Below are 18,148 nucleotides of genomic sequence, written 5' to 3'. Positions count from 1 at the left end.
GGTCGGCCAGCAGCGGGTATGCGACCCGTTCCGGCCGGTCGGCCAACCGAGGAGAGGACGCTGGCGTGAGCGGTGGACCACTGATCGTGCAGTCGGACAAGACCCTGCTGCTGGAGATCGACCACCCCGACGCGCAGGCCTGCCGGATGGCGATCGCGCCGTTCGCGGAGCTGGAACGCTCGCCGGAGCACGTGCACACCTACCGGCTGACCCCGCTGGGTCTGTGGAACGCCCGCGCGGCGGGGCACGACGCCGAGGGTGTCGTGGATTCGCTGCTCAAGTACTCCCGCTACCCGGTGCCGCACGCGCTGCTGGTGGACGTGGCCGAGACGATGGACCGGTACGGCCGGCTTCAGCTCGCCAACGACCCGGCGTACGGGTTGGTGCTGCGCGCACTGGACCGGCTGGTGCTGATCGAGGTGGCCAAGAGCAAGAAGCTCGCCGGGATGCTCGGCGACAAGATCGACGACGACACCATCCGGGTGCACCCGTCCGAGCGTGGCCGGCTCAAGCAGGCGCTGCTCAAGCTGGGCTGGCCGGCGGAAGACCTGGCCGGTTACGTCGACGGTGAGGCGCACCCGATCGAGCTGGCCGAGGCCGGCAAGGACGGGCGCAAGCCGTGGACGCTTCGCTCGTACCAGCGGGAGGCCGTCGAGGCGTTCTGGGCCGGCGGGTCGGGAGTGGTGGTGCTGCCCTGCGGCGCCGGCAAGACCCTGGTCGGCGCGGCGGCGATGGCCGAGGCGAAGGCGACCACCCTGATCCTGGTCACCAACACGGTCGCCGGCCGGCAGTGGAAGCGGGAGCTGATCGCCCGCACCTCGCTGACCGAGGAGGAGATCGGCGAGTACTCCGGCGAGCGCAAGGAGATCCGCCCGGTCACCATCGCCACGTACCAGGTGCTCACCTCGCGGCGCGGCGGCGCGTTCACCCACCTGGACCTCTTCGGGGCCCGCGACTGGGGTCTGGTCGTCTACGACGAGGTGCACCTGCTGCCCGCGCCGATCTTCCGGTTCACCGCGGACCTCCAGGCCCGCCGCCGGCTGGGGCTCACTGCGACTCTGGTACGCGAGGACGGCCGCGAGGGTGACGTGTTCAGCCTCATCGGTCCGAAGCGGTACGACGCGCCGTGGAAGGACATCGAGTCGCAGGGCTGGATCGCCCCCGCCGAGTGCACCGAGGTCCGGGTGACCCTGACCGACGCGGAGCGGATGTCGTACGCGACGGCGGAGGCCGAGGAGCGCTACCGGATGGCGGCGACCGCCCGCACCAAGCTGCCGGTGGTCAAGGCGCTGGTCGACCGGCACCCGGACGATCAGGTGCTGGTGATCGGCGCGTACATCGACCAGCTGCACCAGCTCGGCGAGTACCTCGACGCGCCGATCATCCAGGGCTCGACCACGAACAAGGAGCGGGAGCGGCTGTTCGACGCGTTCCGCACCGGGGAGATCCGCACCCTGGTGATCTCGAAGGTCGGCAACTTCTCCATCGACCTGCCCGAGGCGGCGGTGGCGATCCAGGTGTCCGGGACGTTCGGGTCGCGCCAGGAGGAGGCGCAGCGGCTCGGTCGGGTGCTCCGGCCCAAGGCCGACGGCCGGCAGGCGCACTTCTACACGGTGGTGTCCCGGGACACGATCGACACCGAGTACGCGGCGCACCGGCAGCGCTTCCTCGCCGAGCAGGGGTACGCGTACACGATCGTCGACGCCGACGACGTCCTCGGCCCGAAGCTACCGACCGTCGACTGACCCGCGCGCGGCCTTGATCGACTCGGTTTTCAGGAAGTCGCGGTGTCCGGGGCAGGTTGATGCCCCGGTTTCCTGAAACCCGAGTCGATCATCGCGGGGAGAAGCGGTCCACCAGGACCGCGAGCCGGCGGTCGTGGTCGGCGCGGCGGAGCCGACCGCTGCGCATCAGTGTGACCAGCCCGTGCAGGCCGGCCCAGAAGGTTTCGGTGACCGTCTCCAGGTCGTCGGCCGCGGCGACCGGGCGCACCGTCTCGGACAGTTCGGCGAAGCCCCGGGCCAGGTCGGTTGGCACGTCCTGGCTGGCGAACGGCAGGTCCACGGCGAGGGTGAACATCGCGTCGTAGATCGCGGGCCGCTGCTGGGCGAACGCGACGTACGCGGCTGCCACGTCGGCGACCGCCTGCCGGGGGTCGGCGGCGGAGGCCCGGGCCGAGACCAGTGCGGTTGCCAGCTCGGTGAAGCCCTCGACGGCCACCGCCGCCATGATGGCGTCCTTGCCCTTGAAGTGGCTGTAGAGGACGGGCTGGCTGTATTCGATCTCGGCGGCGAGCCGTCGAGTGGTTACCGCGTCCCAGCCTTCGGCCAACGCCAGGTCCCGTGCCGCGGTGATGATCGCCTGCTCCCGCTCAGCCCGCTCACGCTGCCGGCGCGACTGTGTCGACATGACAGCAACCCTAGCACCGCTAGCGATCCTGTCGGCGCTCTGCTAGCGTCGCTCTCATATCTAGCAGCGCTAGGAATTGGAGCAGACTCATGCTGGCACCCCTCGCCTACGGACTCGCCGTCGTACTCAGCCTCTTCGTCGCCTTCATCGGCGCGCGGTTCCTGCTGGTGCCGCAGGCTGCGGCCGCCGGGTACGGCGTACCGGCCAGGCCGGACGGTGACCCCGCCTACCTGACGGTCAAGGGCCTACGCGACTTCAGCTACGGGCTGATCGGCCTCGCCCTGATCGCCTTCACCACCGCCGACGCCGTCGCGTGGTTCATGCTGATCGTCGCGCTCAACCCGCTGGGCGACGCCGTCGTCGTGCTGCGAAACGGCGGGACGAAGGCGGTGGCTTTCGGCATCCACTTCGCCACCGCCCTCGTCGTCCTCCTGGACGCCGCCCTGCTGTTCGCCCTGTAGCTGCCGAAATCGCACGGCCGCGCCCGACCCCGGCCGGGCCGCGCCCGCCTTGATCGACTCGGCTTCCTGGAAGTCGCGGTGTCCTAGGCAGACTGATGCCCCGGTTTCACGGAGACCGAGTCGATCAAGGCACGCGGCGAGACGGCCTCAGAGGACCCGGGTCACCTGTTCGGCGGCGACGACCGCGTCCCGCCGCGCCGGGTCGAGGTTGGCGCTGATCACCACGGACGCGCCGGCCGAGAGCGGCGCGAGCAACCACTTCAGCGGCTGCTCGGTCTCGGCGGCGTCGACCAGCAGGCGGTCGCCGGCGCGCAGGTCCAGCATCGCGGCGAACTCCTGGGCGAGCGCACCCCACTGACCGTAGGTGGTGCCGTCAGCGGTGGCCGGGTCCGACGGGTGGATGGCGGTGTGGTCGGGCGCCCCGTCGCCGTGCCGAAGCACCTCGGCGGACCAGTCCAACCAGCCCAACGGCACGTCGTCCAGCCGCCCCGGCCCGGTGCCGACGAGATAGCGGTGCGGCGCGTCCGGCACGTCCTCCAGCCAGTCGTCCTGCCGCTCCGGCGTCACGAAGACCGCGTCGAACGGCCGGTCGCCGCCCGGTTCGAGCACCGCCAGGCCCGCTGTGGCGCGCGGTCGGAACGACACCGCCAGGCCGGAGGCCCAGGCACCCAACAACACCGCGGCGGTACGCCAGTGCGGCGGCAGCAGAACCGCTACGCGGCTGCCGGGGCCGAGCCGGCAGCCGTCCCGCAGCAGGCTCGCGCTGCGTGCCGCCCACTGGCCGACCTGCTGTGCGGTCAGGTCGACGCGCTCGCCGGTCGCCTCGTCGCGGTAGCTGAGCAGCGGACGTTCGGCCTCGACGGGCCGGGCCGTCAGGTCGGCCGTGACGGTTGGCTGCATCCCCACGCTCCCCGGGTCGACGTCGGCACCACAGTACTCAACGACTTTGGTCGCACCGGTCGTCGGCCGATGGCCGTATCGGGTGACCGGGTGGCCCGCGCACGGTGCAGGTGACCCCCGAAACGCCGTTGAGGAGCGCCCATGCCGACCGGACCCGACCCCGTCACCGGCGACCATCCCGCCGCCGACAATGCCGCCGCTGACCGCCCGGTCGCCGCTGACCATCTGCCACTGCGTCGGCGGCTCCTGCCGGTGATCGCGTTGCTGCTGCTCGCGCCGTGGGCGGCCGAGTGCTCGTGGGGTGGCTTCGCCATCGACGACTTCCTACCGGTGCTGATCTTCCTGGGCCCGATGTACGGCGGCGCGGCGATCCTCATTCGGGAGACCGCCCGGCACCTCGGCGCGGGTTGGCCGACCATCGTGCTGCTCGCCGCCGCGTTCGGCGTACTCCAGGCCGGGCTGGTCGACCAGTCGCTGTTCAACCCCGACTACCTCGACGACACGCAGTACGCCGACACCCGCGCCGCCGCCGAGGCGTCGCTGGTGCCGGGGCTCGAATTCAGCCTCCGGCAGGCCTTCGACTACGTCGGCAACCACATCGTGCTGACCATCTGCGCGCCGATCGTGCTGATCGAGTCGATCCTCGGGCCGAAGCGGCGGCTGCGGCCGTGGCTGGGCCGGCCCGGTCTCGCCATGGTGGGCGTGCTCTACCTGCTCGGTAGCCTGTTGATCTTCTCGGACATCAACGATGACAAGGGCTTCCTGGCCAGCCCACTCCAGCTGACCTTCGCGGCGTCGCTGGTCCTTGCCCTCGTCGCGACGGCCCTGCTCCCCCGCTGGCGTCACCCCCGCCCGCGCCGGGCCCGTCGGGTGCCGCACCCGCTCTGGGTGGGCCTGCTGGTCGTCCTCGTCCGAGTCGGGGCCGACCTGACGCCCGGCTGGGCGGGGGTGGCCATCGCGCTGGCACTCGCCGCCGTCGTCGGAGGGCTGATCGCGTACTGGTCGTCGGGCAGCGGCTGGGGGCAGCGGCACGTGCTCGTGGCGGGCACGGCGGGCCTGGTCACCGCCGCCGCGTTCGCGTACCTGGTGCCGCCGTACTCCCCGGCGAGCCCGGCAGCGGCCCTGGCCGGCGACGTCGCTGTCACCGTCGTCACGGTCGCCCTGGTCGGGGCCGCCTGGTGGCGGCTGCGCCGTGCTTCGCCGACTGTTCATGTCGGCGCAAGCTGACGCTCCCCAACGACTGTCAGCCTCCGTGCGGGTACGACCTAACGGAGGAAGTCCTTGACACTCAGAAGAGCCTTCACCGCGCTCACCGCAGCCGGTGTCGCCGCCGCCAGCCTGACCGGGGCCACCCCCGCGTCGGCCGGCGCGAACCACCACCCAGGCCTGTCGCTCGCCTTCGACCGGGTCGCCACCTACCCGGTGTTCCAGAACCGTCCGGCCGGCGAGGATCCGACGACCGCGACGGTCGCCGAGATCTCAGCGGTCAGCGAGGACGGTCGCACCCTGATCCACACCGACGCGCTGGCCCGGCGCATCGGCTTCCTGGACATCTCCCGTGCCGACCGGCCGCGCGGCCTCGGCACGCTCTCCCTGGCCCAGCTCGGCAACGCCGAGGACGAGCCGACCTCGGTCGCCGTGGTCGGCAGGTACGTGCTGGTGGTGGTGAACACCAGCGCCAGCTACACCGAGCCGTCCGGCCGCCTCGACGTGATCGAGCTGGCCAGTCGCCAGCGGGTGGCCAGCTTCGATCTCGGTGGTCAGCCCGACTCCATCGCGATCAGCAAGGACAAGCGGTACGCCGCGATCGCCATCGAGAACGAGCGCGACGAGGAGGCCACCCCGCCCGGCGGCGAGGAGGGCGACCTGCCCCAGGCGCCCGCCGGTTTCGTGCAGATCGTCGACCTGGCCGGGAAGGCACCGGCCGGTTGGCGGCTGCGGCCGGTCGCGCTGACCGGGGCCGACGGCAGCGCGCTGCCCGCGCTGGCGCAGGCCGGCCTCGCCGCGCCGACCGACCCCGAGCCGGAGTACGTCTCGATCAACAGCCGCAACCAGTTGGCCGTGACGCTTCAGGAGAACAACGGCGTCGCCCTGGTCGATCTGCCCACCGGCCGGATCACCAAGGTGTTCAGCGCCGGCACCGCCACGATCAGCGGCATCGACACCAAGAAGGACGGTGTCATCGACCTGACCGGCGGCATCACCGACGTGCCGCGTGAGCCGGACGCGGTGGCCTGGGTCGACGACCGCTATCTCGCCACGGCAAACGAGGGCGACTGGCACGGCGGCACCCGTGGCTGGTCGGTCTTCGACAGCCGCAGCGGACGCGTGGCCTGGGACGCCGGCAACACCTTCGAGCGGCTCGCCGTCACGTACGGGCTGCACAACGAGGACCGGGCCGCCAAGAAGGGCACCGAGCCGGAGGGCGTGGCCGTCGCCGAGTACGACGGCGTCCGGTACGCCTTCGTCGGCTCGGAGCGGAGCAACTTCGTCGCCGTCTACGACCTGGGCGACCCCACCCGGCCGGTGTTCCGGCAGGTGCTGCCGACCACCAACGGGCCGGAAGGGCTGCTGCCCATCCCGTCGCGCGGGCTGCTAGCTGTCTCCAGTGAGGAGGACGACGCTTCGGTCAACGTTCGGGCCTCGGTGTCGCTCTTCCAGCTCGGCAAGGCCACCCCGGCGTTCCCGAGCATCGTCTCCGGCACCGACCGGGCCGGCACCCCGATCGGTTGGGGCGCACTCGGCGCGCTGAGCGCGGTCCCGGGCAAGCGGGACCAGCTCTACAGCGTCACCGACGCGGCGTACGGCCAGACCCGCATCCTCACCGTCGACGCGAAGCGGACGCCGGCCGTGATCACCGGTGCGCTGCCGGTGCGGGACGCGGCCGGCACACCTGTCGGGTACGACGCGGAAGGCATCTTCGCCCGCCCGCAGGGCGGCTTCTGGCTCGCCGTGGAGGGCGCCAAGGGCGCGGAGAACAAGCTGGTCCGGCTCGACGCCGCCGGGGTGACCCGGCAGACCGTCGCGCTGCCCGCCGAGGTCGCCGCCGGCCTCGGCAAGCAGGGCCTGGAGGGGGTCACCGCGACCACCGACCGTCAGGGCCGGGAGATCGTCTGGGTGGCCGTGCAGCGGGAGTTGAGCACCGACCCGGCCGGCATCGTCCGACTCGGCCGCTACGACGTCGCGGCGGGCACCTGGAGTTGGTTCGGCTACCAACTCGGGGCCACCACCGTGCCCGGCGACTGGATGGGCCTCTCCGAGATCACCGTGGTCGGTGACCGGCTCGCGGTCATCGAACGGGACAAGCTGAACGGCCCGGCCGCCGCAGTCAAGCGGATCTACACGGTGTCGCTGCCCGGTGCGGCGGCGACCGGCCCGCTGACCGTGCTGCCGAAGACGCTCGCCGTCGACGTACTGCCCGCGCTGCGCGCCACCGACGGATGGACGCAGGAGAAGCTGGAGGGTCTGACCGTCGCCGGCAACGGCGAGGTGTACGCGATCACCGACAACGACGGGGTCCAGGACGCCACCGGTGAGACGGTGCTCCTGCGCCTCGGCTCCAGCCGCAAGGTCTTCGGCCGCCGCTGACCCGGCAGCCGACCCGGCCCGGCGTCCACCAGGGTGGACGCCGGGCCGCGCTGTTTCGCGTCTTCCGGACGGTGTCGGAACCCGTCAGCGGGCGGGCAGTTCCGGGCCGCCGTCGAGCAGGGGGCCGAGCAGGTCGTCGTACTCCTCGACCCGGGCCAGGACCTCGGCGGCGGTGAACTGGCGGACGGCCGGCTTCCGGCCGCGCGCGCCGGCCTCGACCTCGTCCCAGGTCAGCGGCGTCGACACCGACGGCACCGACTGGGCCCGCAGCGAGTACGGCGCCACTGTGGTCTTCGCCGCGTTGTTCTGGCTCCAGTCGATGAAGACCTTGCCCGGGCGGAGGTTCTTCGCCATCTTCGACACGATCAGCGTCGGGTGGGCCTTCTCCAGCTCCTGGGCGATCCGTCGGGCGTAGTCGGAGACGAGGTCGGAGGACTGGGTGCCGGCGATCGGGCAGCAGAGCTGCATGCCCTTCTTGCCGGACGTCTTCGGGTACGAATCGATGCCGTCGTCGGCGAGGCGGTCGCGCATCAGGACCGCCACCGGGCAACACTCGGCGAGCCCGGCCGGCGGCCCCGGGTCCAGGTCGACGACCATCATGTCCGGATGTTCGCCCACCTTCCACTGCGGCGTGTGCAGCTCCAACGCGGCCAGGTTGGCCAGCCAGACCAGGGTGGGAAGGTCGTCGGCGACCACGTAGTCGATGGTCTCCCGGCCCTTCGTCGAACCGGGCGCCGGCAGGTTCTCCACCCGCACCCAGTCCGGGGTCGCGGCCGGTGTGTTCTTCTCGAAGAACGATTTGTCGTCCACCCCGTTGGGGTAGCGGATCCGGGTGACCGGACGGTCCCGCAGGTGCGGCAGCAGCACCGGGGAGATCCGGGTGTAGTAGTCGATCACCTCACCCTTGGTGAACCCGGCCGCCGGGTAGAGCACCTTGTCCAGGTTGGACAACTCCAGCGCGCGGCCCTCGACGTCCACCCGTAGCCGTTCAGCCGGCATCGTCGACCTCCTCCGGAGGCTTGTCCGGGCGCAACCGCAGCACCCGGGGGAAGCGCAGCCGGCCGTCGGGGGTGCGCTGGCCGTACTTCACCTCCACCACCACCTGGGGTGTTACCCAGATGGCGCCCCGCGCATCCTCGCGCGGCACACCCGGCGCGAACGGTGACACGCCGGAGCGCAGTGGTTCCAGCTCGGCGAGGAGCTGCCGCTCGATGGCCGCGCCGATCCCGCCGCCGACCCGACCCCGGTAGATCAGTCGGCCGTCCGGGCCGGGCACCCCGACCAGCAGCCCGCCGATCCGGCGGGCACCCGGTCGCCAACCGCCGATGACGAAGTCGCCGGTCACCTCCAGCTTGACCTTCACCCAGTCCGGCGAGCGCACCCCCGGGCGGTAGACGGCCCCGACCCGCTTGGCCATCACCCCCTCCAGGCCGTGCTCGCCGGCCGCCTCGTAGGTGGCCGGCCCGTCGGTGAACATCGGCGGCACCGCCCACCGGAGGCCACCGAGCGCGAGCGCGTCCAGCGCCTCCCGGCGGCGCTCGTACGGCCAGCCGGTCAGGTCGTCACCGTTCAGCCGGAGCAGGTCGAAGATCATGTACGTCACCGGCATGACGGCGGCCAACCGGGCGGCCTTGGCCCGGTCCCGGACGTGCATCCGCTCGGCCAGCGCGGTGAAGGACGGCTGCCCGCCCTGGCCGAGCAGCACCACCTCACCGTCGAGCAGCGCGTCGTCGACCTGCTCGGGCAGGGTGGCCAACTCCGGGTACGCGGCGGTGATCTCCACGCCGGAACGGGCATACAGGTGCTGACCGCCGTTGGAGATGTCGGCCAGGGCGCGGACGCCGTCCCACTTGAACTCGTACGCCCAGCCGTCACCCGCCGGGAGCGGCCCGGTCATCGCGAGCATCGGCTTGAGCGGCGCGCCGGGCACGACCCGACTGTAGTAGCAGCCCGAACACCTCGCGTCCGGTTCTTTCGGATGCGAGCATGGTCGATACCGGGGAAGGGAGCGCAGGATGCGTGCCATCTGGAAGGGAGCCGTGTCGTTCGGGCTCGTCTCGATCGGGGTGAAGCTCTACTCCGCGACCGAGGAGAAGGACATTCGGTTCCACCAGGTGCACCGCGAGGACGGCGGCCGGATCCGCTACAAGCGCACCTGCTCGGTCTGCGGCGAAGAGGTCACCTACGACGACATCGCCAAGGGCTACGACATCGGCGGCGGCGAAATGGTGATCCTCACCGACGAGGACTTCGCCGACCTGCCGTTGACCAGCTCCCGCGCCATCGACGTACTGGAGTTCGTGCCGGCCGAGCAGGTCGACCCGATCCTCTACAACAAGGCTTACTTTCTCGAGCCGGAGGGCGCGGCGACCAAGCCGTACGTGCTGCTGCGCGACGCGCTCATCGACTCGGAGCGGGTGGCCATCGTCAAGGTGGCGCTGCGCCAGCGGGAGCAGCTTGCCACGCTGCGGGTCCGCGAGGGTGTGCTGCTGCTCAACACCATGCTCTGGCCGGACGAGATCCGTACCCCGGACTTCGGTTTCCTCGACGAGGACCTCAAGGTGCGCCCGCCGGAGCTGGCCATGGCCAGCTCACTGATCGACTCGATGACCGGCGAGTTCGAGCCGGACGTCTTCACCGACGACTACCGGGCCGCGTTGCAGGAGGTCATCGACGCCAAGGTGGAGGGTCGGGAGGTCGTCCAGCCGGAGGAGGTCGAGGAGGCCCCGGCCGCGGCGGTGGACCTGATGGCGGCGTTGAAGGCCTCGGTGGAGCGCGCCAAGGCGGCTCGCGGCGAGCAGCCAGCCCGTGGTGGCGGTGGCGGTGGTGGCGGCGGCGAGCCGACGCCCATCTCGTCGGCGCGGTCGGCGCAGAAGGCAGCCGAGAAGAAGGCAGCCAAGGCACCCGCGAAGAAGACCGCGGCGAAGAAGACGGCCGAGAAGAAGGCGGAGCCGGCGAAGAAGACCGCCGCCAAGAAGACCGCTGCCAAGAAGGCGGAGCCGGCGAAGAAGACGGCCGCGCGCAAGACCGCACCCCGCAAGAGCGCCTGACCGTACGGCAGCGGCGGCGGTGTCCGCCTCGCCGGGTACGCTCCGCCGGCCGCTGGCGACCGGAGGAGCCCCCATGCCGTACACCCCTGATCTGGACCGGTTGCTGACGCCCGGCGCCCGCTTCACCGACCAGCACGGCGGATACCTGATCGAGGTCCACCCGGTGGGCGACATCGTGTTGCCGACCGGCCGCGTGGTCGGGTGTGACCCGCTGGTCTGCCCGGAGGCCGAGCCGTTCACGGTGACCGTGCCGCCGGGGCGGCATCCCGCCCGCGCCTGGGTGGCGGTGGTGCTCCGGGAGGATGCCGAGGTGGACCGGCGGGTCGCCGCGCTGGAGCTGGTCGTCTCGGCTGAGCCGACGATCCGCTGGGAGCCGGCCGTCGCGGGCGACCAGGACGTCGCCACGCTCGGCGCTGACGACTACTTCGGCTACGGGGTGGACGCCGGCGTCGGCACCTTCGCCGACCCGACCGCGCTCGCCGTCCTGGAGGGCTGGGACGAGGACCGGGTCGAGGAGGTCTTCATCCCGGCCGAGCTGCCATCGTCCCCGGTCCCGGGGCTGATCACCGCCGTGTTGGACGAGGCCAGCGGCGCCAACGTCGTCACCGTGTCCACGGGTTGGGGCGACGGCTGCTACGGCACCTGGATCGGCCGTGCCGCCGACGGCCGGGTCACCTCGTTCGTGACCGACTTCATGGTCGTCCCGGAATAACCGCCCGGGAAGCTCCGGAAGTGCCGCGCTGGGCGATCCGAGGCGTCCGCGGCGGGCACGGTAGGCCGCGGTGCGGGTACCGTGTGCGTCGGCTTTCCCCCCGGCACCGGGTGCCGGCCACACTTCGCAGCAGGGAGTCGACGACGTGAGCGAGCGGACGCAGCAGACGGGCCCGGACCAGAGCCCGGCAACCAAGTCGGGGCGCCGCCTGGCCGCCCAGTTGGCGGAGAAGAAGGCCGCCGACGCGAGGCGCAAGCGCAACGCGTGGGCCAGCGGCCTCGCCGCCGTCGCCGTGGTCGGGGTGCTGATCGGCGTCTTCGTGACGATCGGCGGGGGCGACGACAAGCCCAAGAACCAGGCCGACGCGACCCCGTCCGCCTCCGCCCCGGCCCCCGACGAGGCCGGCGCGCCCCCCGCTCCGCAGCTGCCCGAGGGCGCCGATCCGGCGCTGGGCACCAAGCCGGCGGTGACGCCGGGCACGGGCGAGCTCAAGAAGCTCACGGTCACGCCGCTGATCAAGGGCAAGGGCCCGGCCGTGCAGAAGGGCCAGAACATCACCACCAACTACGTGGGGGTGTTCTTCAAGGACGGCAAGGAGTTCGACTCCTCCTGGAAGGCCGGGCAGCCGGCCACCTTCCCGATCGGCGTCGGCCAGGTCATTCCCGGCTGGGACCAGGGTCTGGTCGGGGTGACCGTGGGCAGCCGGGTGCAGCTCGACATCCCGGGCGAGCTGGCGTACGGCAACGACGAGGCCGCCGCCGGTGGACGTCCGACCGGTCCGCTGCGCTTTGTGGTGGACGTGCTCGCCGCCCAGTGACCTGTCCGGGTCGTCCCGGTTGTCGCCGGGACGCGATGGAGTTGTTCACATGGGGCTTCCGGCCCGTCACCCAGCGGCAGTAGGTTCGGCGTCACCCCGGGCGGTTCGCCGCCCGGGGTGAGCATCCGGAACCTGGGACGCGGAGGTGCATGTGACGGCGCTGGACGAGCCTGGGCGGACCGCCCGGTCGATGTGGGCTTACTTCGAGCCGGTGCACACGGTCACCTACCTCCACCCCCGGGCCCGGGCCGCGTACGAGGCGGTCGGGCTGCGCGGTTACTGGCGCGGTTATTTCGCCGGCCGTGCCGCGCCGCTGGGAGCCGCCGAGGCGGCCCCGGTGATCGCCGCCTTCTTCAACTTCGCGCCGCCGATGGTGGCCCGTGCGCTGCCGGCGGTGTGGCGGTTGGCCACCCCGCAGGAGGCGCTGCGCGCCCGTCTGACCGGTGCGGTGCAGGCGCTCGCCGAGCTGACCTACGAGCTTCCGGAGTCGCACCTGGTGGAGGCCGCCGACCTGCTGGAGCGGGCCGCCGCGGCGGCGCAGACCGCCGGCCGGGTGCTCGGCGCCGCCAACGCGGCCCTCCCGGCCGGCGAGTACCCGCTGGCCCGGCTCTGGCAGGCCGCCACGACGCTGCGCGAGCACCGGGGGGACGGGCACGTGGCCGCGCTGGTGGCCGCCGGCCTGGACCCGGTGGAGACGCTGACCGGGCGGGTCGCGCTGGACGGTTCACCGCCGCAGTACCTGCTGGGACGAGGCTGGTCCGAGGAGCAGTGGCACGCCGCCCGCGAGCGGCTCACCGAGCGGGGTTGGCTCACCGGGGACGGTGCGGCCACCGACCACGCCCGGGCCGAGTTCCAGGCCATCGAGGACGCCACCGACCGGGCCGCCGCGCACCCGTGGCAGGCCCTCGGCGCCCACGACACGGACCGGCTCCGGGAGCTGCTGGAGCCGATCGCCCGGTCCGGCCACACCCTGCTCCCCGCGAGCAGCCCGCTCGGTCTGCCCGCGTTGCCCAGCTGACCGGGCACCCACCGGTCGGGCAGGATGGGCCCGTGACTGATGCGGTGGTCTTCGACCTGGACGGCGTGATCGTGGATTCCGAGCCGGTGTGGGAGGAGGTCCGCCGGGCGTACGTGGCGGCGCACGGCGGGACGTGGCAGCCGGACACGCAACGCCGTCTGATGGGGATGAGCACCGGTGAGTGGGCCGACTACCTCAGCGGAGAGCTGGGCGTCGACCGCACCGCCGAGCAGGTCGCCGTCGAGGTGGTCGAGGAGATGACCCGACGCTACCGGGAGCACGTACCCCTCATCGACGGCGCCGACCAGGTCGTGCGCCGGCTGGCCGCGCGGTGGCCGCTCGGGTTGGCCAGTTCGTCGCCGACCCGGCTGATCGAGGCGGCGCTGGCGGCGACCGGCCTGACCGACGCGTTCGGCGCGACCCTCTCCACCGAGCAGACCGAGCGGGGCAAGCCCGCACCGGACGTGTACCTGAGCGTGGCGCAGCGCCTCGGCGTCGACCCGACCCGCTGTGTGGCGGTGGAGGACTCGTCCAACGGTGTGCGCTCCGCCGCGGCGGCGGAGATGCGGGTGGTGGCGGTGCCGCACGGCTCGTACCCGCTCGATCCGGACGCCGCCGGGCTGGCCGTGGTGACGCTGGACGCGATCGGTGAGCTGACCCCGGAGCTGGTGGACGAGCTGGGTTGACAGGGGTCGAGCCGGGTAGAGACCACGGATGAAGGCCATCGTGTACGAGCGCAACGGCGACCCTTCGGTGCTCGATCTGGTCGACCGGCCGGTGCCGGAGCCGGGCGCGGGCGAGGTACTGGTGCGGATGGCGGTCTCCGGGGTGAACCCGACCGACTGGAAGTCCCGCCGCAACGCCCCGCCGAACGGGTGGCAGATCCCCGGGCAGGACGGCGCGGGGGTGGTCGAGGCGGTCGGCGAGGGGGTCGACCCCGACCTGATCGGTGAGCGGGTGTGGGTCTGGGAGGCCGCCTGGCAGCGACAGTGGGGCACGACGGCGGAGTACACGCTGGTGCCGGTCCGGCAGGCGGTGCGCCTCGGCGCCGCCCCGTTCGAGCTGGGCGCAGCCCTGGGCATCCCGTTCCTCACCGCGCACCGCTGTCTGACCGCTGGCGAGTTCATGCCGGACACACTGCGGGCCGGCGCGCTGGCGGATCACACGGTGCTGGTGCAGGGCGGCGCGGGCGCGGTCGGCAACGCCGCGATCCAGCTCGCCCGCTGGGCCGACGCCACGGTGATCGCCACGGTGAGCAGCGCGGAGAAGGCGCAGCTCGCTGCCTCGGCCGGCGCCTCCTTTGTGATCAACTATCGGGAGCAGGACGTGGTCGAGGAGGTCCACAAGATCGCCCCCGACGGGGTGCACACGATCGTGGAGGTCTCCCCTGCCCGCAACGCCTCGGTCGACGTACGGGTGCTGCGGCACGGCGGCGCGGTCTGCATGTACGCCGACAACGGCGGGGATGAGGTGAGCATCCCGATCCGAGCGATGATGGCGCCGAACGCCCGCTGGCAGTTCGTGCTGGTCTACACCGAGCCGAAGGCGGCCAAGGCGCAGGGCGTGAAGGACGTGGCGGCGGCGGCCAGCCAGGGTGGCATCCGGGTCGGCGCGGACGCCGGTCTGCCGCTGCACTACTACCCGCTGGCCGAGGCGGCAGCGGCGCACCAGGCGGTGGAGGACTCGACGGTGGGCAAGGTGCTCATCACCACCAGCGACGCCTGATCGGGTCGCTGACCACCCGATTTCCCCGTCAGCAGGACAGAAGCGAACAATTTTCGCAACAATGACGGTGCGGGTCACCCCGCGTGGAGCGGGCGGCCCCGGCGCGGTGCGAACGCCGGGGCCGCCCCTGGGGAGGGTTTAGGAGTACTCCCGCCCCAACAGGCGACAGTGCCGGGGGAAACGTTACGGGGCTGTCAGCTCCCGGACAGTCAGCTCACCCCCGGCGTACCGCGAACGGACGACCTTCTTGTCGAACTTGCCGACGCTGGTCTTCGGCACCGTGTCGATGAACGCCCAGCGCTCGGGCAACTGCCAGCGCGCCACCGACCCGGCCAGGAAGTCCCGCAACTCCTCGGCGGTCACCGAAGCGCCCTCCCGAACCACCACTGTCGCCAGCGGACGTTCGTCCCACCGCTCGTCCGGGACCCCCACCACGCACGCCTCCAGCACCGCCGGGTGGGCCATCAGCGCGTTCTCCAACTCCACCGACGAGATCCACTCACCCCCGGACTTGATCACGTCCTTGGCGCGGTCGGTCAGGTTGATGTACCCGTCCGGCGAGAGGGTGCCCACGTCGCCGGTACGCAGCCAGCCGTCGCGGAACTTCTCCTCGTCCGGGGCGTCGTCACCGACGTACCGGGCGGTCACCCACGGCCCACGAACCTCCAGCTCGCCCACGGCCGTGCCGTCGGCGGGCATCGGGTCGCCCGACGGGCCGACGATCCGCGCCTGCACGCCCGCCGGCACCCGCCCCTGGGTGTAGCGGTAGCGCCAGGCCTGCTCACCGGTCGCACCGGCAGGCGGACGCGAGACCGACCCCAGCGGGGACATCTCGGTCATCCCCCAAGCGTGAATGACGTCGATCCCGTGCCGCTCGTCGAACGCGTGCATCAGCGCCGGCGGGCACGCCGAGCCGCCGACGATCACCTCACCGAGCGAGGAGGTGTCCACATCGTGGGTGTCCAGGTAGGCCAGCAGGTCGGTCCAGATGGTCGGCACCGCACCGGCCAGGGTGGGCCGCTCGGCGACGATCATCTCGGCGATCGGCGCGGCCTGGAGGAACCGGTCCGGCATGATCAGCGATGCGCCGGAGAGGAAGGCCGCGTAGGGCAGGCCCCAGGACATGGCGTGGAACATCGGCACGATGGCCAACTCGCGGTCGGTCGGCCCGAGACCGAAACCCTCCGGCATGCAGACCTGCAACGAGTGCAGATAGATCGACCGGTGCGAGTAGGCCACGCCCTTCGGGTTGCCGGTGGTGCCCGAGGTGTAACAGAGCGCGGCGGCGTCGCGCTCGTCGACCTCGGGCCAGTCGTACGTGTCCGGCCGGTCGGCGAGCAACGCGTCCCAGTGGTGCACCGCGATCCGGTCGCCGGCCGCCGCCACCAGCGGCGCCGGGTCGCCGCCGCCGACCACCACGACATGCCGCACAGTGGTCAGCTCACCGATCACCCGGGCCAGCAGCGGGATGAGCGTGCTGTCGACGAGCACCACCCGGTCCTCGGCGTGGTTGGCGATGTAGACGACCTGGTCGGGGAAGAGCCGGATATTGAGCGTGTGCAGCACCGCACCCATGCTCGGCACCGCGAAGTAGGCGACCAGGTGCTCGTTGTTGTTCCACATGAAGGTGGCGACCCGCTCGTCGCCGGTCACCCCACACTCGTCGCGCAGCCCGTGTGCCAGCCGGGCGGCGGCCCGGCCCACCTCGGCATACGTCATCCGGCGGGGTTCGGCGCCCGTCCAGGTGACCACCTCGGCCGTGCCGTGCACCCCTGCACCGTGGTCGAGGATCCGGGAGATCTGCAGAGGGGCGTCCATCATCGTGCTACGCATGGGTAACAAGCTAGTGTCGGCGGTCACACGTTGGGAACCCCCGTAAGTTGTCGCAGGTGAGCATCTCCTGGGCCGACTCATACGTGGGGCAGTTGCGCGCGCTCGCCGGGGACCGGACGCTGATGTTCGTCGGCGCCCGAGCCGTGGTCAACGACGACGCCGGCCGCATCCTGCTGATCAAACGCTCGGACAACGGCCAGTGGGCCATGCCGGCCGGCGCGATGGAGCTGGGCGAGTCGATCGCCGACTGCGCGGTACGCGAGGTCCGCGAGGAAACCGGGCTGCGCGCCCTGCGGGTCTGCGCATTCGCCCTCTACACCGGCCCCGACCGGACGAGCACCAACATGTACGGCCACACGTACCAGGTGTTCACGACCGCGTTCAAGGTGGAGGAGTGGGACGGGCAGTTGGCCCGGGTCACCGACGAGACCACCGACGCCGGCTTCTTCGCCCGCGACCGGTTCCCCGCCCCACTCTCCACCTCGGTCGTCGAGACCCTGGCCGACCTGGACGTCTTCGAGCAGACCAACCGGCTCATCCTCAAGTAGGGCGGCCCCGGGGCCGTGCCTCACTGCGGCAGGCGGAGCCCGGCGAAGAACCCTTCCTGGATCCAGTTCGGGTATGCGACCGGCAGCTTGGTGGCCTCGTCCAGCTCGGTGAGATCCTCCGCGGTCAGGGTGAGGTCCGTTGCGGCGATGTTGTCGACCAACTGCTCCTGCTTACGGGCACCGACGATCACGCTGGTCACCGCCGGCCGGGACAGCAGCCAGGCGACCGCCACCCGGGCCGGGCTGACCTCGTGCCGCTCGGCGACACCCTTGAGCACGTCGACCACCCCGAAGGCGTGCTCGGGGTCGAACGGGGTGAAGCTGGCGTAACCGGGCTGGGCGCTACGCGCGCCACTGTCGGCGACGGCGCCGTCCCGGCTGACCTTGCCGGAGAGGAAACCACCGGCGAGCGGGCTCCACACGGTCAGCCCGACACCCTCGTTGAGCGCCATCGGCACCACGTCGCGCTCCACGTCCCGGCCCAGCAGGGAGTAGTACTCCTGCACCGAGACGAACCCGGCCAGGTTCTCCCGCGCGGAGATGCCCAGCGCCTTGGAGATCTGCCAGGCGGCGAAGTTGGCGGCGCCGATGTAGCGGACCTTGCCCTGCCGGACCGCGTCGTCGAGCGCGCGCAGCATCTCCTCCATGGGAGTGATGTGGTCGAAGTTGTGGATCTGGTACAGGTCGATGTGATCGGTGCCCAGCCGGCGCAGGCTGTCCTCCAGGTTCTGCATGATGTGCAGCCGGGAGGTGCCGACGTCGTTCGGTCCGGGGCCCGTCCGGGAGTGCACCTTCGTCGCCAGTACGACGTCGCGACGCCGCTTGCCGAGCGCCTTGCCGAGCAGCTCCTCGCTCTCGCCGTCGCTGTAGCCGTCGGCGGTGTCGACGAAGTTGACGCCCGCGTCCAGCGCGGTGTCCACCAGCCGCTGCACCTCGGGCAGCGCCAGCCCACCCAGGGTGCCCCAGAGCGGGTGCCCGCTGCCGCCGAAGGTCATCGCGCCGAGCGAGATCTCCGAGACGTACACCCCGGTGGTGCCCAGCAGTCGGTACTTCACGTGTATTGCTCCTCGTGGTGGGTCGGAGGCCG

At 71.8% G+C, this 18,148-nt stretch carries 17 protein-coding genes; 11 read left to right on the top strand and 6 right to left on the bottom strand.

Annotated elements, in window-relative coordinates; genetic code table 11:
- Positions 1-65: 65 nt before the first annotated feature.
- The gene (locus tag ACQRWP_RS30480) at positions 66-1,745 is read left to right on the top strand and encodes a DNA repair helicase XPB (protein ID WP_112699948.1); all 1,680 of its coding nucleotides are present in this window, start codon (positions 66-68) and stop codon (positions 1,743-1,745) included.
- A gap of 88 nt (positions 1,746-1,833) precedes the next feature.
- Here the strand turns inward: ACQRWP_RS30480 and ACQRWP_RS30475 are convergent, their stop codons facing one another.
- A complete protein-coding gene (locus tag ACQRWP_RS30475; protein WP_430499672.1) occupies positions 1,834-2,409 on the bottom strand; it encodes a TetR/AcrR family transcriptional regulator in 576 nt (191 codons plus the stop codon).
- Between the two features lie 89 nt (positions 2,410-2,498).
- Between ACQRWP_RS30475 and ACQRWP_RS30470 the strand changes: the two genes are divergently transcribed.
- Positions 2,499-2,870: a DUF4267 domain-containing protein gene (locus ACQRWP_RS30470; RefSeq protein WP_430499671.1), complete on the top strand. Its 372-nt coding sequence runs from the start codon at positions 2,499-2,501 to the stop codon at positions 2,868-2,870.
- Positions 2,871-3,017: 147 nt separating this feature from the next.
- On the opposite strand, the gene ACQRWP_RS30465 is transcribed toward ACQRWP_RS30470, so the two are convergent.
- On the bottom strand, positions 3,018-3,770 hold the full coding sequence (locus tag ACQRWP_RS30465; protein ID WP_430499670.1) for a TIGR03089 family protein: 753 nt from the start codon (positions 3,768-3,770) through the stop codon (positions 3,018-3,020).
- Between the two features lie 141 nt (positions 3,771-3,911).
- Here ACQRWP_RS30465 and ACQRWP_RS30460 point away from each other — a divergent pair, with 141 nt between their 5' ends.
- Both ACQRWP_RS30460 and ACQRWP_RS30455 read left to right on the top strand, forming a co-directional pair.
- Complete coding sequence (locus ACQRWP_RS30460; RefSeq protein WP_430499669.1) at positions 3,912-4,997, top strand: hypothetical protein; 1,086 nt, start codon at positions 3,912-3,914, stop codon at positions 4,995-4,997.
- A gap of 54 nt (positions 4,998-5,051) precedes the next feature.
- Positions 5,052-7,358 carry an esterase-like activity of phytase family protein gene (locus tag ACQRWP_RS30455; protein ID WP_430499668.1) on the top strand — a complete coding sequence of 769 codons (2,307 nt, stop codon included), beginning with the start codon at positions 5,052-5,054 and terminating at the stop codon, positions 7,356-7,358.
- Between the two features lie 84 nt (positions 7,359-7,442).
- Here ACQRWP_RS30455 and ligD (ACQRWP_RS30450) read toward each other — a convergent pair whose 3' ends face one another.
- Positions 7,443-8,357: a non-homologous end-joining DNA ligase gene (gene ligD / locus ACQRWP_RS30450; protein ID WP_430499667.1), complete on the bottom strand. Its 915-nt coding sequence runs from the start codon at positions 8,355-8,357 to the stop codon at positions 7,443-7,445.
- Complete coding sequence (gene ligD / locus ACQRWP_RS30445) at positions 8,347-9,288, bottom strand: non-homologous end-joining DNA ligase (RefSeq protein WP_430499666.1); 942 nt, start codon at positions 9,286-9,288, stop codon at positions 8,347-8,349. Before ligD (ACQRWP_RS30445) ends, ligD (ACQRWP_RS30450) begins: the two co-directional genes overlap by 11 nt.
- 85 nt (positions 9,289-9,373) lie before the next feature.
- Between ligD (ACQRWP_RS30445) and ACQRWP_RS30440 the strand changes: the two genes are divergently transcribed.
- The 6 genes from ACQRWP_RS30440 to ACQRWP_RS30415 all read left to right on the top strand — a co-directional run bounded on the left by ACQRWP_RS30440 (position 9,374) and on the right by ACQRWP_RS30415 (position 14,680).
- Positions 9,374-10,408: a Ku protein gene (locus ACQRWP_RS30440; RefSeq protein WP_430499665.1), complete on the top strand. Its 1,035-nt coding sequence runs from the start codon at positions 9,374-9,376 to the stop codon at positions 10,406-10,408.
- 73 nt (positions 10,409-10,481) lie between these two features.
- Complete coding sequence (locus ACQRWP_RS30435; RefSeq protein ID WP_430499664.1) at positions 10,482-11,120, top strand: DUF4241 domain-containing protein; 639 nt, start codon at positions 10,482-10,484, stop codon at positions 11,118-11,120.
- 145 nt (positions 11,121-11,265) lie between these two features.
- Positions 11,266-11,937 (top strand): FKBP-type peptidyl-prolyl cis-trans isomerase, encoded by a 672-nt coding sequence (locus ACQRWP_RS30430; protein ID WP_430499663.1) that lies wholly within the window; start codon positions 11,266-11,268, stop codon positions 11,935-11,937.
- A 190-nt stretch (positions 11,938-12,127) separates the two neighbouring features.
- A complete protein-coding gene (locus ACQRWP_RS30425) occupies positions 12,128-12,955 on the top strand; it encodes an SCO6745 family protein (protein WP_430503339.1) in 828 nt (275 codons plus the stop codon).
- A 32-nt stretch (positions 12,956-12,987) separates the two neighbouring features.
- Positions 12,988-13,641 (top strand): HAD family hydrolase, encoded by a 654-nt coding sequence (locus ACQRWP_RS30420; RefSeq protein WP_430499662.1) that lies wholly within the window; start codon positions 12,988-12,990, stop codon positions 13,639-13,641.
- A 28-nt stretch (positions 13,642-13,669) separates the two neighbouring features.
- On the top strand, positions 13,670-14,680 hold the full coding sequence (locus ACQRWP_RS30415) for an NADPH:quinone reductase (protein ID WP_266303845.1): 1,011 nt from the start codon (positions 13,670-13,672) through the stop codon (positions 14,678-14,680).
- A 183-nt stretch (positions 14,681-14,863) separates the two neighbouring features.
- On the opposite strand, the gene ACQRWP_RS30410 is transcribed toward ACQRWP_RS30415, so the two are convergent.
- Positions 14,864-16,498, bottom strand: coding sequence for a fatty acid--CoA ligase (locus tag ACQRWP_RS30410; RefSeq protein WP_430503338.1), 1,635 nt, complete (start codon positions 16,496-16,498; stop codon positions 14,864-14,866).
- Between the two features lie 71 nt (positions 16,499-16,569).
- On the opposite strand from ACQRWP_RS30410, the gene ACQRWP_RS30405 reads away from it, so the two are divergent.
- Positions 16,570-17,061, top strand: coding sequence for an NUDIX domain-containing protein (locus ACQRWP_RS30405; protein WP_357762795.1), 492 nt, complete (start codon positions 16,570-16,572; stop codon positions 17,059-17,061).
- 20 nt (positions 17,062-17,081) lie between these two features.
- Here the strand turns inward: ACQRWP_RS30405 and ACQRWP_RS30400 are convergent, their stop codons facing one another.
- Positions 17,082-18,116 carry an aldo/keto reductase gene (locus tag ACQRWP_RS30400; protein WP_430499661.1) on the bottom strand — a complete coding sequence of 345 codons (1,035 nt, stop codon included), beginning with the start codon at positions 18,114-18,116 and terminating at the stop codon, positions 17,082-17,084.
- Between the last annotated feature and the right edge of the window lie 32 nt (positions 18,117-18,148).

The sequence above is a fragment of the Micromonospora trifolii genome, assembly GCF_050516465.1.
GTDB classification, from domain to species: Bacteria; Actinomycetota; Actinomycetes; order Mycobacteriales; family Micromonosporaceae; genus Micromonospora; species Micromonospora trifolii.
The sequence above is the reverse complement of the archived record's forward strand: the minus strand, read 5'-3'. Positions and strand labels throughout refer to the sequence as shown.

Bases quoted from the DNA above. Each gene is read 5' to 3' on its own strand.
- ACQRWP_RS30415 (WP_266303845.1), top strand. From the start codon at position 13,670: ATGAAGGCCATCGTGTACGAGCGCAACGGCGACCCTTCGGTGCTCGAT.
- ligD (WP_430499667.1), bottom strand. From the start codon at position 8,357: ATGCCGGCTGAACGGCTACGGGTGGACGTCGAGGGCCGCGCGCTGGAG.
- ACQRWP_RS30410 (WP_430503338.1), bottom strand. From the start codon at position 16,498: ATGGACGCCCCTCTGCAGATCTCCCGGATCCTCGACCACGGTGCAGGG.
- ACQRWP_RS30460 (WP_430499669.1), top strand. From the start codon at position 3,912: ATGCCGACCGGACCCGACCCCGTCACCGGCGACCATCCCGCCGCCGAC.
- ACQRWP_RS30475 (WP_430499672.1), bottom strand. From the start codon at position 2,409: ATGTCGACACAGTCGCGCCGGCAGCGTGAGCGGGCTGAGCGGGAGCAG.
- ACQRWP_RS30470 (WP_430499671.1), top strand. From the start codon at position 2,499: ATGCTGGCACCCCTCGCCTACGGACTCGCCGTCGTACTCAGCCTCTTC.
- ACQRWP_RS30425 (WP_430503339.1), top strand. From the start codon at position 12,128: ATGTGGGCTTACTTCGAGCCGGTGCACACGGTCACCTACCTCCACCCC.
- ACQRWP_RS30465 (WP_430499670.1), bottom strand. From the start codon at position 3,770: ATGCAGCCAACCGTCACGGCCGACCTGACGGCCCGGCCCGTCGAGGCC.
- ACQRWP_RS30435 (WP_430499664.1), top strand. From the start codon at position 10,482: ATGCCGTACACCCCTGATCTGGACCGGTTGCTGACGCCCGGCGCCCGC.
- ACQRWP_RS30440 (WP_430499665.1), top strand. From the start codon at position 9,374: ATGCGTGCCATCTGGAAGGGAGCCGTGTCGTTCGGGCTCGTCTCGATC.